This window comes from Streptococcus pseudoporcinus LQ 940-04 (assembly GCF_000188035.1).
Classification (GTDB): Bacteria; Bacillota; Bacilli; order Lactobacillales; family Streptococcaceae; genus Streptococcus; species Streptococcus pseudoporcinus.
Window position 1 is genome coordinate 1,474,580 of record NZ_AEUY02000005.1, and the last position, 12,615, is coordinate 1,487,194.

The 12,615-nt window shown below is 37.7% G+C and carries 13 protein-coding genes and 1 riboswitch; of the genes, 11 read left to right on the plus strand and 2 right to left on the minus strand.

The annotated features are described in order from the left end of the window. Positions 1-19: 19 nt before the first annotated feature. The 6 genes from STRPS_RS08605 to STRPS_RS08630 all read left to right on the plus strand — a co-directional run bounded on the left by STRPS_RS08605 (position 20) and on the right by STRPS_RS08630 (position 6,844). Positions 20-862, plus strand: coding sequence for a Cof-type HAD-IIB family hydrolase (locus tag STRPS_RS08605; RefSeq protein ID WP_007891392.1), 843 nt, complete (start codon positions 20-22; stop codon positions 860-862). Positions 863-1,204: 342 nt separating this feature from the next. After that, positions 1,205-1,933 carry an ABC transporter ATP-binding protein gene (locus tag STRPS_RS08610; protein ID WP_007891396.1) on the plus strand — a complete coding sequence of 243 codons (729 nt, stop codon included), beginning with the start codon at positions 1,205-1,207 and terminating at the stop codon, positions 1,931-1,933. Beyond that, on the plus strand, positions 1,926-3,452 hold the full coding sequence (locus STRPS_RS08615) for an ABC transporter permease/substrate-binding protein (RefSeq protein ID WP_007891175.1): 1,527 nt from the start codon (positions 1,926-1,928) through the stop codon (positions 3,450-3,452). Before STRPS_RS08610 ends, STRPS_RS08615 begins: the two co-directional genes overlap by 8 nt. Positions 3,453-3,778: 326 nt before the next feature. Further along, on the plus strand, positions 3,779-4,762 hold the full coding sequence (gene guaC, locus STRPS_RS08620; RefSeq protein WP_007891361.1) for a GMP reductase: 984 nt from the start codon (positions 3,779-3,781) through the stop codon (positions 4,760-4,762). Between the two features lie 43 nt (positions 4,763-4,805). After that, positions 4,806-4,901, plus strand: a riboswitch (purine riboswitch). 84 nt (positions 4,902-4,985) lie between these two features. Next, entirely contained in the window at positions 4,986-5,567 is a 582-nt protein-coding gene (locus STRPS_RS08625) for a xanthine phosphoribosyltransferase (protein ID WP_007891384.1), read from the plus strand. Then, positions 5,567-6,844 (plus strand): nucleobase:cation symporter-2 family protein, encoded by a 1,278-nt coding sequence (locus STRPS_RS08630; RefSeq protein ID WP_007891264.1) that lies wholly within the window; start codon positions 5,567-5,569, stop codon positions 6,842-6,844. The genes STRPS_RS08625 and STRPS_RS08630 overlap by 1 nt, the downstream gene beginning before the upstream one ends. A gap of 15 nt (positions 6,845-6,859) precedes the next feature. Here STRPS_RS08630 and STRPS_RS08635 read toward each other — a convergent pair whose 3' ends face one another. Further along, entirely contained in the window at positions 6,860-7,795 is a 936-nt protein-coding gene (locus tag STRPS_RS08635; protein WP_007891282.1) for an FAD:protein FMN transferase, read from the minus strand. A 62-nt stretch (positions 7,796-7,857) separates the two neighbouring features. Next, on the minus strand, positions 7,858-8,043 hold the full coding sequence (locus STRPS_RS08640) for a 4-oxalocrotonate tautomerase (protein WP_007891458.1): 186 nt from the start codon (positions 8,041-8,043) through the stop codon (positions 7,858-7,860). 192 nt (positions 8,044-8,235) lie between these two features. On the opposite strand from STRPS_RS08640, the gene STRPS_RS08645 reads away from it, so the two are divergent. Genes STRPS_RS08645 through glyA form a run of 5 tightly spaced genes read left to right on the plus strand, consistent with a single transcriptional unit; the run spans position 8,236 to position 12,611 of the window. Continuing rightward, positions 8,236-8,814, plus strand: a complete 579-nt coding sequence (locus STRPS_RS08645) for a thymidine kinase (RefSeq protein ID WP_007891456.1) — start codon at positions 8,236-8,238, stop codon at positions 8,812-8,814. 15 nt (positions 8,815-8,829) lie between these two features. Next, positions 8,830-9,909 (plus strand): peptide chain release factor 1, encoded by a 1,080-nt coding sequence (gene prfA, locus STRPS_RS08650; RefSeq protein WP_007891286.1) that lies wholly within the window; start codon positions 8,830-8,832, stop codon positions 9,907-9,909. Beyond that, positions 9,909-10,739: a peptide chain release factor N(5)-glutamine methyltransferase gene (prmC, locus tag STRPS_RS08655; protein WP_007891333.1), complete on the plus strand. Its 831-nt coding sequence runs from the start codon at positions 9,909-9,911 to the stop codon at positions 10,737-10,739. The genes prfA and prmC overlap by 1 nt, the downstream gene beginning before the upstream one ends. After that, positions 10,732-11,325 (plus strand): L-threonylcarbamoyladenylate synthase, encoded by a 594-nt coding sequence (locus tag STRPS_RS08660; protein WP_007891164.1) that lies wholly within the window; start codon positions 10,732-10,734, stop codon positions 11,323-11,325. Before prmC ends, STRPS_RS08660 begins: the two co-directional genes overlap by 8 nt. Before the next feature lie 29 nt (positions 11,326-11,354). Continuing rightward, positions 11,355-12,611 carry a serine hydroxymethyltransferase gene (gene glyA / locus STRPS_RS08665; protein ID WP_007891505.1) on the plus strand — a complete coding sequence of 419 codons (1,257 nt, stop codon included), beginning with the start codon at positions 11,355-11,357 and terminating at the stop codon, positions 12,609-12,611. Positions 12,612-12,615: the final 4 nt, after the last annotated feature.

A 12,615-nucleotide genomic window follows, 5' to 3' on the forward strand; every position in this document is an offset into this window, starting at 1 on the left:
AGTAGGAAGAGGTGACAAAATGACTCGAAAAATTATTTTTTTAGATATTGATGGGACACTGCTTGATTACGAAAATAAGCTTCCTAAATCTGCAGTTTATGCCATTAGACAGGCTAGAAAAAAGGGACACCTAATCTATGTCTGTACAGGCCGCAGTCGTGCTGAAATACAAAGAGATATTTGGGAGATAGGAATTGATGGCATGATTGGTGGTAATGGGGCTTATGTAGAACACCATAATAAAGTGATTATGCATCAGTTAATTCCCCTGAAGGAAGCTAAACATATTGTTGACTGGTTACATGAGCGAGGATTAGAATTCTATTTAGAATCAAATAATGGACTTTTTGCGAGCGAAAAGTTTCACGAAGTAGCACGTCCAGTTATGAGAATCTATTCTATGCGTCAAGGTAAAAGAACCGAAGAAGTTGCTGATTTAGAAGTGGAAGATGCCTTACATGGGTTGGTATATGGAGGCCCCTTATATCGTGATGACTTAAATAAAGTATCTTTTATTTTAAGAGACTATCAAGATCACTTAGAGTCGATAATAGAGTTTCCTAATTTAGAAGCTAACACTTGGGGTGGGCGTGGTGAAACAGCCTTATTTGGAGACTTAGGAGTCAAGGGTGTTACCAAGGTGCATGCTATTGATGTTTTATTAGAACACCTACAAGCTGATAAGAAAGATACCATTGCTTTTGGTGATGCTAAGATTGATATTCCTATGTTAGACTATTGTAACCTTGGTATAGCAATGGGAAACGGAGGCCCCGAGATCTTAGCAATGGCAGATATGGTGACAGATGATGTCGAAGAAGATGGACTTTACAAGGCCTTTAAAAAATTAGGGTTAATTTGAAAAATTAAAACCAAGTTTTGAGTGAGCATGCTCTTGATTCAAAACTTGGTTTTTATGCTTACATTAGGCAAAGTATTAGACTATTCCCCTGATGGCATATATAATAATTTTAATTAACCAAATGCTAAGAAGAGGATATGTTCTTTTATTAGGAGAAGACAAGTAGAAATGGTAAAATAGTCTTTAATACATAGCTGACTAATCCTAGTTACGAGAAAATTTAAGAAATGCCTTCTTATTATTCATTGAGATAAAGGGCCTCTTGATTTAGGAGCTACTGGTAGCTTACTTTTAATGTTTTAAGAAGGAACTATATGCTTTGAAGACAAAAATGGAGAAGATATGATACGTTTTAATAAAGTCTCAAAACAATTTGGGGATACTTTGGTCTTACAAGAGCAAAGCTTTCAAGTTAAGGACCGTGAGTTTTTTGTTTTAGTAGGGTCAAGCGGTTCAGGCAAAACAACACTGTTAAAAATGATAAACTGTCTGGTAAAGCCAAGTTCGGGCCAAATTTTACTCAATAAGACCCCGCAAAATGAATTGGACTTGCGCGAAATGCGCCTTTCAATCGGCTATGTCTTACAACAAATTGCTCTTTTTCCCAATCTAACTGTTGCCGAAAATATTGCTATTATTCCTGAAATGAAAAAGTGGACAAAAGAAAAAACACTGCAACGAATAAAAGATTTCTTGAATAAGGTAAACTTACCCGCTGAGGACTATATGCATCGTTATCCAAAGGATTTGTCTGGTGGGGAGCAGCAACGGGTAGGGATCGTCCGCGCCCTTATTTCACATCCTAAGATTTTACTAATGGACGAGCCATTCTCAGCCTTAGATCCTATTTCGAAAAAGCAACTACAGGATTTAATGCTTGATTTACATCGTGAATTCGACATGACTATTGTTTTTGTAACACACGATATCAAAGAAGCCACCAAGTTAGGGGATCGTGTTGCAATTCTTGATAAAGGGCAAATTATCCAAGTTGATACTCCAGAAGCTATCATGGCGAACCCGACAAACGACTTTGTAGCCAGTCTTTTTGGAGGTGACACAAATGACTAGTGTTATAAGAACCTTCCAAGAACGTTTTCCTGATTGGACTAAGGCCCTAGCAGAGCATCTGCAAATTTCTTTAATTGCTCTTTTAATTGCTATTTTGATTGGCATTCCACTTGCTAGTCTTTTAAGTAAAAGTAAGCGTTGGTCCGATATTGTTTTACAAATTACAGGCATTTTTCAGACGATTCCATCTTTAGCGCTTCTGGGCCTCTTTATTCCTTTAATGGGTATCGGTACCGTTCCAGCAGTGTCTGCTTTAGTAATATATGCTATTTTTCCCATTATTCAAAATACGATTACCGGCTTGAACGGAATTGAACCTAGTTTGGTTGAAGCAGGTATAGCTTTTGGGATGACTAAATGGGAAAGATTGAAAAAGTTCGAAATTCCTATTGCTATGCCAGTTATTATGTCAGGCGTCAGAACCTCCGCTGTTATGATTATTGGTACAGCGACTTTAGCTTCCTTAATTGGAGCTGGTGGACTAGGATCATTTATTCTTTTAGGGATTGACCGGAACAATACAGATTTAATTCTAATTGGGGCTGTCTCATCTGCTCTCTTAGCGATTTTATTTAACAGCATTCTGCACTATTTAGAAAAAGCTTCTCTTAAAAAAATTCTATTGGCTTTTGCTGTAATTGTCTTTGGGCTCTTGCTATCTTATAGTCCCAAGATAGTATCTCATTTTACAAAAAAATCCGAAACACTAGTCATTGCTGGGAAATTAGGAGCTGAGCCAGAAGTCTTAATCAATATTTATAAGGAAATAATTGAAGACCAGTCAGATTTGAAAGTAGAAGTTAAGTCGAATTTTGGTAAAACCAGTTTTCTTTACCAAGCCCTTAAGTCTGGAGATATTGATATTTATCCTGAATTCACAGGAACCATAACGTCAAGTCTTTTGACAAGTAAAACGGACTTGTCTACCAATCCTAAAAAAGTTTACCTTGATGCTAAGAATGGCATCGCTAAACAGGACAATTTGGTTTTATTGAAGCCTTTTGCTTATCAAAATACTTATGCTCTAGCTGTGCCAGAAGAATTAGCTAAGGAAAAGGGCCTTACAAAAATCTCAGACTTACAAGCTTATCAAGGCCAATTAAAGGCCGGATTTACCTTGGAATTTAAGGATAGGGCCGATGGTTATAAAGGATTACAAAGTAAATATGGCCTCACTTTACCAGTTTCCACAATGGAGCCCGCTCTTCGTTACCAAGCGATCAAAGCTAATGATATTCAAATAACAGATGCCTACTCAACAGATGCTGAATTGAAAAAATATCATCTTAAAGTTTTGGAAGATGATAAGCATCTCTTTCCTCCTTATCAAGGTGCTCCACTAATGAAAAAGGCTCTAATCCAAAAACATCCTGAATTGGAAAAGATTCTAAACCAATTAGCTGGTAAAATTACCGAAAGTCAAATGCAAGACATGAATTACCAAGTCTCTGTTGAAGGAAAAGAAGCTGGGGCTGTTGCTCATGATTTCCTAGTTAAAGAAGGACTAATCAAAAAATAAAAAAATTAAGATTGACAGCTATCTATTTTTGTTGTCAATCTTTTTTGCTATTCTCTTTCCTCGCTATTTTGCTCATGGTTATTCATCTCTTCTGATAGGTTACTTCTGGGTCAATGACCGACTTGCTAAAAAATACACAAGTAAAAACCGAACATTTATTTTTGTTTTATCAAAATATTTGACAAAAAATTATCGTTGATTTAGACTGTTAGAAGGAAAGGTAAGTTTTTACCTAGCGATGTCTCTATTTAGAGATTATAGGAAGGTCATTTTTAATAAAGATATGGGGTTAAAGCCCATCACCGTCTTTTAAAAGGAGAAGCCTTATGTTTAATGACATGCCTGTTTTTGATTACGAAGATATTCAACTGATTCCTAATAAATGTATTATCAATAGTCGCTCGGAGGCAGACACCAGTGTAAAACTTGGTAACTATAGCTTTAAATTACCAGTTATCCCTGCAAATATGCAAACGATCATTGATGAAAATATTGCCGAGCAATTAGCTAAAGCAGGCTACTTTTATATTATGCACCGCTTTGATGAAGAAGCTCGTAAACCCTTTATCAAACGCATGCATGATCAAGGGCTATTAGCTTCAATTTCTGTCGGAGTAAAAGCCTATGAATATGATTTTGTGACTTCCTTAAAGGAGGATGCACCAGAATTTATCACCATTGATATTGCACATGGCCATGCTAACAGTGTTATTGATATGATTAAACACATCAAGGCAGAGTTACCAGACACTTTTGTCATAGCAGGTAATGTTGGAACACCAGAGGCTGTCCGCGAACTTGAAAATGCAGGTGCAGATGCGACTAAAGTTGGTATTGGACCAGGCAAAGTATGTATTACAAAAGTAAAGACTGGCTTTGGTACTGGAGGGTGGCAGTTAGCGGCCTTACGCTGGTGTGCTAAAGCAGCTCGTAAACCAATTATTGCAGATGGAGGCATTAGAACGCACGGCGATATTGCTAAGTCAATTCGCTTTGGTGCTAGTATGGTCATGATTGGCTCACTATTTGCAGGCCACTTAGAAAGTCCTGGTAAATTAGTTGAAGTTGATGGTGAAAGCTTTAAAGAATATTATGGTTCTGCTTCTGAGTACCAAAAGGGCGAGCATAAAAACGTTGAAGGTAAAAAAATTCTTCTACCGACAAAAGGGCACCTAGCAGATACTTTGAGAGAAATGAAACAAGATTTGCAATCTTCCATTTCCTATGCTGGGGGTAAAGACTTAGACGGTCTTCGTCGTGTAGACTACGTTATTGTAAAAAACTCAATCTGGAACGGAGATTCTATTTAATTAGAACTTGAAATTCTCGAAAATCATGTTAAACTAGATTTTATAAAAAATTAAATATTCTACTTATTTATGTTGTGAATTGGCACAGCGTTTCTACAAGACACCGAAATGTCTAACAATAAGTAAGCGAAAAAGCTTGCTTGGTATCTTTACCGTGCAAAATAAGAGGGTAGTGTCCTTTTGTTTTGCGGCAAGCTTTTTTTATTTTTTGAAAGGGGTAATCATGAAATTATTAGAAGATCGTATCCTTAAGGATGGTGATATTTTAGGAGAAGAGCTCTTAAAAGTTGATAAGTTTCTCACTCACCAAGTTGATTGTCAACTAATGCAAGAAATAGGAAGGGTCTTTGCAGAAGTTTATGCAGAAGCTGGAATAACAAAAGTAGTGACTATTGAAGCATCTGGTATAGCTCCTGCACTTTACACGGCCCAAGCCTTAAAAGTACCGATGATTTTTGCTAAAAAACATAAAAACATGACCATGACAGAAGGGATTTTGACAGCAGAAGTCTTTTCATTCACCAAACAGGTGACTAGCACGGTCTCAATTGTAAGCAAGTTTTTATCATCAAGCGACAGGGTTCTGATTATTGATGACTTCTTGGCAAATGGCCAAGCTGCTAAAGGTTTGGTGGAAATCATTAAACAAGCTGGGGCTGATGTAGTCGGTGTAGGTATTGTCATTGAAAAATCATTTCAGCCTGGACGGAAACTATTGGAAGAGCTTGGCCTTGAGGTTACTTCGTTGGTAAGAATTAAAAAGTTCGAAAATGATCAACTGATTTTTATGGAGGCTGATGCATAGTGACAACAAGTAAAGAACATTCCCACTCACAATCTGCTATTCTTGGCTTACAGCATCTATTATCCATGTATGCAGGTTCCATTTTAGTTCCAATAATGATTGCTGGAGCTATTGGCTATTCCCCAAAAGAGCTAACCTACTTAATTTCAACAGATATTTTCATGTGCGGAGTAGCTACTTTCTTACAATTGCAACTTAATAGATACTTCGGCGTGGGTTTGCCCGTTGTTTTAGGCTGTGCCTTTCAATCAGTAGCTCCTTTGTCAATTATTGGTGCTAAACAAGGATCAGGAGCAATGTTTGGAGCTTTGATTGTTTCTGGAATTTTTGTCATTATTATTGCTGGAGTCTTCTCAAAGATAGCCCGTTTTTTCCCTCCTATTGTAACGGGTTCTGTTATTACAACTATTGGTCTATCACTCATTCCTGTTGCTATAGGAAATATGGGAAATAAGGCTGAAAAACCAAGTTTAGAAAATGTAACTTTAGCTATTCTTACAATCCTTATTATTGTTCTTGTTCAAAAATGTGCCAGTGGCTTTATTAAATCTATTGCAATTTTAATTGGACTTATTTCAGGGACAGTTATTGCTGCTATGATGGGAATTGTTGATACAGGAGCTGTTACTAATGCGCCATGGATTCATGTCCCTACCCCATTCTATTTTGGGCCACCAACTTTTGAAATAACCTCAATAGTGATGATGTGTATTATAGCTATTGTATCAATGGTTGAATCAACAGGTGTCTATTTAGCCCTATCTGATATTACTAATGAAAAATTAGATAGCAAACGTCTTCGTAATGGTTACCGTTCAGAAGGCATAGCTGTTCTCTTGGGTGGTTTGTTTAATACTTTTCCATATACTGGTTTTTCTCAAAATGTAGGCCTTGTTAGATTCTCTGGTATCAAAACACGTCGGCCTATTTATTACACAGCATCTTTTCTTGTTTTTATTGGTTTATTACCTAAACTTGGAGCAATGGCACAAATGATACCAAATCCTGTTTTAGGGGGTGCCATGTTAGTTCTTTTTGGAATGGTAGCCCTGCAAGGAATGCAGATGTTAAACCGTGTTGATTTTACAACTAATGAAGCCAATTTTATGATTGCTGCACTCTCGATATCAGCAGGAGTCGGTTTTAATGGGACTCACTTATTTGTAAGTCTACCAACAACAGTTAACATGTTTTTAACAAATGGAATTGTCGTTGCAACTGTAACGGCAGTTAGCTTAAACTTGATTTTTAACAGAAATAAAAGAAAAACTAAGTGATGGCTTAGTTTTTTCTCAATATAAAATAGTGAATGATTTTTTAAGACCTCTTGAGATAGCTAGTCTTTGATCTTTTGTGACGATAATACCTTCAATATCGGGTTCATGATTAATGATATTGAAAACCTTTGAGCTATTAAGGCCAAACAAGCGTGTCGTCCAGATTTCACAATCTAGTGAAGAATCCGCAATGATTGTTAAACTTGCCATGTCAGTTTCAATAGGGAAACCTGTACGCTTATCAAAGATGTGATGATACTCTTTACCTTCCACACGTAGTTTTCTTTCATAAATGCCCGATGTAACAACCGACTGGTTACGGATTTTTACAATGCCAAGGTTATGTCCTCGTGACTTTTGTGGGTGTTGAATACCAATATAAAAAAGGCCATCAGCTCTTTTAGGATTAGAGCCATGTACAAGAACATTTCCTCCTAAATTAATAAGGGCTGAGCTTATACCATCATTGATAAGATAAGCCATTATTTTATCAGCTATATAGCCTTTGGCGAGAGCTCCTAAGTCAATTTTCATACCTTCCTCAGCTAAATAAACCGTTTCTTTGTCTGAATCAATGTAAATATTACCTGGATTAGTGAGCGCCAATTTCTCTTTAATATCGTTTTCAGAAGGTATTTTGGCATCCGAGAAGCCAATTCGCCAGCTTTGAACAAGAGGACCAATAGCAATATTCAAATTGCTAGGATCCGCTAGACTTTGGGCCTTGCCGATGCTAATTAATTCTAATAACTCGGGATGAACTTTTACAGCATGCTGGCCGGAAGAATCATTAATGGTCATTAATTCAGAATCACTATCATTTGCACTAAAACGATTTTTATAGATGTCAAGTAACTCACAAACTGTCTTTATCTGTTCTACTGCCTTTTGCGATTCAATTTGGATATCAATAACCGTTCCCATCATGTGGACTTGCTTAGTAACTAGCATGCTCATCTCCTTTTACAGCGCTATAAAAAGAGGATCAAATCAGAGATTTGACCCTAAAGAATCTATGATTTTCGTTTCATTTCACCTTGGGGATAATAAGTTCCTTCTGGTAAATCATTTATAAAAACGTGGATATTTCCTTTGGGTGCTTGGGCAATACGCGCAACGACTTCAGTCACTTCGCGAGCTAGCTCATTTTTTTGTTCTTGACTACGACCTTCAAATAAATCAATTGTGATAAATGGCATTATTATGTTCTCCTCACATTTTTTCTTATTTTACCATTTTCTATCAGAATTGCATAGGAAAGTTATAGATTTACAATATCATTCACCTTAAAAAGCACCAAGTCAAATGATATTTAGGGGCAATTGCAATCGCCAAATGGCTTCATTTGTGGTAGAATAGTTTAGATAAATAAAGAAGGTAGGGACCCCAGTTTGGCTCAATTATACTATAAATATGGGACGATGAATTCTGGAAAATCCATTGAAATTTTAAAAGTAGCTCACAACTACGAAGAGCAGAATAAACCTGTTGTCATCATGACGAGTGCCTTGGATACTCGTGATGGTTTTGGTTTAGTTTCAAGTCGTATTGGTATGAAAAGAAAAGCAGTACCCATTTCTGATGATATGGATATTTTTGCTTATATCGCTAATTTGGATACAAAACCTTATTGTGTTTTGATTGATGAATGTCAGTTTTTAAGCAAGGCCAATGTTTATGACTTGGCACGGGTTGTTGACGAACTCCATGTTCCCGTTATGGCATTTGGGTTAAAAAATGATTTCCAGAACCAGCTCTTTGAAGGGTCAAAATACCTCTTACTCCTAGCTGATAAAATTGATGAGATTAAGACAATTTGTCAATATTGTAGCAAAAAGGCTATTATGCAATTACGAATGAAAGATGGAAAACCTATCTATGAAGGTGAGCAGATTCAAATTGGAGGCAATGAAAGCTATATACCTGTTTGCCGCAAGCATTACTTCCATCCACCACTAGACCAAAACTAAAGGAGAAAAACTAAAATGAATATTTATGATCAGTTGCAATCTCTAGAAGACCGTTATGAGGAATTAGGTGAACTCCTAAGTGATCCAGAAGTTGTTTCGGACACGAAACGTTTTATGCAATTATCTAAAGAAGAAGCAAGCACTAGAGATACCGTAACTGCTTATCGCCAGTACAAAGAGATCATTCAGTCCATTGCTGACGCAGAAGAGATGATTAAAGAGTCTGGCGGGGATTCTGAGATTGAAGAAATGGCTAAAGAGGAGCTAAAAGAATCAAAAGCTGCTAAAGAGGAATATGAGGAAAAATTGAAGATTCTTCTCTTGCCTAAGGATCCAAACGATGATAAAAATATTATCTTAGAAATTCGAGGTGCAGCAGGTGGTGATGAAGCGGCTCTTTTTGCAGGGGATCTGCTGGTTATGTACCAAAAGTTTGCTGAGAGTCAAGGTTGGCGGTTTGAAGTCATGGAAGCTTCCTACAATGGGGTAGGGGGAATTAAAGAAGTTGTTGCAATGGTTTCAGGTCAATCGGTTTATTCTAAATTAAAGTATGAATCAGGTGCACATCGTGTCCAACGCGTCCCCGTTACAGAGAGTCAGGGGCGTGTTCATACATCAACAGCTACAGTTCTTGTTATGCCTGAAATTGAAGACGTCGAATACGAGATTGACCCTAAAGATTTACGGGTTGACATCTACCATGCATCAGGTGCAGGTGGACAGAATGTCAATAAAGTAGCGACAGCTGTCCGCATTGTTCACATTCCTACTAATATTAAAGTTGAGATGCAAGAGGAGCGGACGCAACAGAAAAACCGAGACAAGGCAATGAAGATCATTCGAGCTCGTGTAGCAGACCATTTTGCCCAAATTGCTCAGGATGAACAAGATGCAGAACGTAAATCAACTATTGGTACGGGAGATCGATCTGAACGTATCAGAACATACAACTTCCCACAAAATCGTGTGACAGATCATCGTATTGGATTAACCCTTCAAAAATTAGATACGATTCTTTCTGGTAAAATGGACGAAATTGTTGATGCTTTGATTATGTATGATCAAACCCAGAAACTAGAATCTTTAAACAAGTAATGAATTATGCCAGCCAAATAACAGAATATGAGCATGCATTAGCCCAAATTGGTGACGATCCTGAAAACTTGTCCTATGTTTTCAGAGAAGTGAAAGAATGGTCCCTTCTGGACTTTTTACTACACCAAAATAAACAAATAACTGCTGAAGACCAGGTACTTCTAAAATCTATTTTTGAGCAATTATATAGAGGACGATCTCCTCAATACATCACCGGCAAAGCCTATTTTCGTGAGTTGATTCTGACTGTTAACGAGTCTGTTTTAATTCCGCGCCCTGAGACAGAGGAACTTGTGGAGCTGATTCTTGCGGAGAACAAGAGACATGACCTTCAGCTTTTAGACATTGGTACTGGTAGCGGTGCTATTGCCATCAGCCTCAAAAAAGAAAGACCAAGCTGGAAAGTAACAGCTTCCGATATTTCTCTGGAAGCCCTTGAGGTTGCTCAAATCAATGCTTTAAAGAATGGAACAGACATTATGTTTAGCCAGTCGGATCTTTTTAGTTCTCTTTCAGGAAAATTTGATATCATTGTCTCCAATCCTCCTTATATTGCTTTTGCTGATAAGGAAGAGGTAGGACGCAATGTTTTAGCTTCCGAGCCGCATTTGGCCCTTTTTGCAGAAGAAGAAGGCCTTGCAATTTATCGATCCATTTTAGAACAAGCAGAGCAATACTTATCGCCACAGGGGAAACTATACTTTGAAATTGGTTATAAGCAGGGACAGGCCCTTTTTGACTTAGTCAAAACCAATTTCCCAGAAAAAAGGTTTCGCCTTAAACAAGACTGTTACGGAAAGGATCGTATGGTAATTATTGATAATGGATAACCTAAAATCAATTATTGAAAATGGAGGGGCATTAATTTTACCGACTGAAACAGTGTATGGTTTATTTGCTAAGGCTATGGATGAGCAAGCTGTAAATAAGGTTTATGCCCTCAAACAGCGGCCAAGAGAGAAAGCCATGAATTTGAATGTAGCAGATTATCAAGCTATCCTAGATTATTCTAAGGACCAACCTGCTTACTTAAAGGAATTGTATGATGCTTTTTTACCTGGTCCATTAACTATTATTTTGAAAGCCAATGATCGTGTCCCTTTTTGGATTAATTCTGGTAAAGATACCGTTGGTTTTCGTCTACCAAAACATCCTGTAACAGCTCAATTAATAAGGTTAGCGGGACCTCTGATTGGACCTTCTGCCAATTTATCAGGCAGTCAAAGTGGCCGCCGTTACGCTGATATCATAAGAGCTTTTCATAATCAAGTAGAAGGTTACGAAGATGATCAGTTCCTAACAGGAGAAGATTCAACTATTATTGACTTGTCTGGCTCTAAAGCCAAAATTTTAAGACAAGGGAGTATAAGTGCTGCCCATATCCAAGCTAAGATTAGTAGGATTGTTTTTGAATAATCAATTCAGATTTAAAATAAGGAGAAAAAATGATTTTTGATAAGGATAATTATGAAGCGTTTGATCCAGAATTATGGGAAGCTATTCATGCTGAAGAAGAAAGGCAAGAGCACACTATTGAATTAATTGCTTCGGAAAATATTGTTTCTAAGGCTGTAATGAAAGCACAAGGCTCTCTTTTAACAAACAAGTATGCTGAAGGATATCCTGGTAAACGTTATTACGGAGGAACAGATTGCGTTGATACCGTTGAGAATTTAGCTATTGAACGCGCTAAAAAACTCTTCGGGGCTAAATTTGCTAATGTTCAAGCACATTCAGGCAGTCAAGCTAATGCAGCAGCCTACATGGCTTTAATTGAAGCAGGAGACACCGTATTAGGTATGGACTTAGCTGCAGGCGGTCATTTAACGCATGGGTCACCAGTTAACTTTTCGGGTAAAATGTATCATTTTGTGGGTTATTCTGTTGACCCTGAAACAGAAATGCTTGACTATGATGCAATTTTAGAACAAGCAAAAAAAGTGCAGCCTAGCTTAATTGTTGCGGGAGCTTCAGCATATTCTCGGATAATTGATTTTGAAAAATTCCGTCAAATTGCTGACCAAGTCGGGGCTTATTTAATGGTTGATATGGCCCATATCGCAGGTCTAGTAGCAACAGGTCTTCATCCAAACCCGGTACCTTTTGCTGATGTGACAACATCAACAACGCATAAAACCTTGCGGGGACCACGTGGGGGCTTGATTTTAACTAATAATGAAGACCTTGCTAAGAAAATCAATTCTGCTGTTTTCCCTGGTTTGCAAGGTGGTCCGTTTGAGCACGTTATAGCTGCAAAAGCTGTATCTTTCAAAGAAGCCTTAGACCCTGCTTTTACTGACTATGCTAAAAATATTATTGCCAACACATCAGCAATGGCGCAAGTTTTCGCTGAAGACGAACGCTTTCGACTGATCTCTGGCGGGACGGATAATCATGTTTTCTTAGTAGATGTCACAAAAGTCATCGAAAGCGGAAAAATGGCTCAAAATCTTTTAGATGAGGTCAATATTACTCTCAATAAGAATTCAATTCCTTTTGAAACGTTGTCACCTTTTAAAACCTCTGGTATCCGTATTGGCTGTGCTGCCATTACAAGTCGGGGTATGGGGCTAGAAGAAAGTAAAGCCATTGCTCACCTAATCATAAAAGCACTTGTTAACCATCAGGATCAAACTCTTTTAGACGAAGTGCGTCAAGAAGTTCGATCTATTACCGATCGCTTCCCATTGTATAGAAACTGATAAG

Excerpts from the sequence above, each read along its gene's own strand:
- STRPS_RS08625 (WP_007891384.1), top strand. The coding sequence starts at position 4,986 with ATGAAATTATTAGAAGATCGTATCCTTAAGGATGGTGATATTTTAGGA.
- STRPS_RS08615 (WP_007891175.1), top strand. The coding sequence starts at position 1,926 with ATGACTAGTGTTATAAGAACCTTCCAAGAACGTTTTCCTGATTGGACT.
- STRPS_RS08610 (WP_007891396.1), top strand. The coding sequence starts at position 1,205 with ATGATACGTTTTAATAAAGTCTCAAAACAATTTGGGGATACTTTGGTC.
- STRPS_RS08635 (WP_007891282.1), bottom strand. The coding sequence starts at position 7,795 with ATGCTAGTTACTAAGCAAGTCCACATGATGGGAACGGTTATTGATATC.
- STRPS_RS08640 (WP_007891458.1), bottom strand. The coding sequence starts at position 8,043 with ATGCCATTTATCACAATTGATTTATTTGAAGGTCGTAGTCAAGAACAA.
- guaC (WP_007891361.1), top strand. The coding sequence starts at position 3,779 with ATGTTTAATGACATGCCTGTTTTTGATTACGAAGATATTCAACTGATT.
- glyA (WP_007891505.1), top strand. The coding sequence starts at position 11,355 with ATGATTTTTGATAAGGATAATTATGAAGCGTTTGATCCAGAATTATGG.
- prmC (WP_007891333.1), top strand. The coding sequence starts at position 9,909 with ATGAATTATGCCAGCCAAATAACAGAATATGAGCATGCATTAGCCCAA.
- STRPS_RS08605 (WP_007891392.1), top strand. The coding sequence starts at position 20 with ATGACTCGAAAAATTATTTTTTTAGATATTGATGGGACACTGCTTGAT.
- prfA (WP_007891286.1), top strand. The coding sequence starts at position 8,830 with ATGAATATTTATGATCAGTTGCAATCTCTAGAAGACCGTTATGAGGAA.
- STRPS_RS08660 (WP_007891164.1), top strand. The coding sequence starts at position 10,732 with ATGGATAACCTAAAATCAATTATTGAAAATGGAGGGGCATTAATTTTA.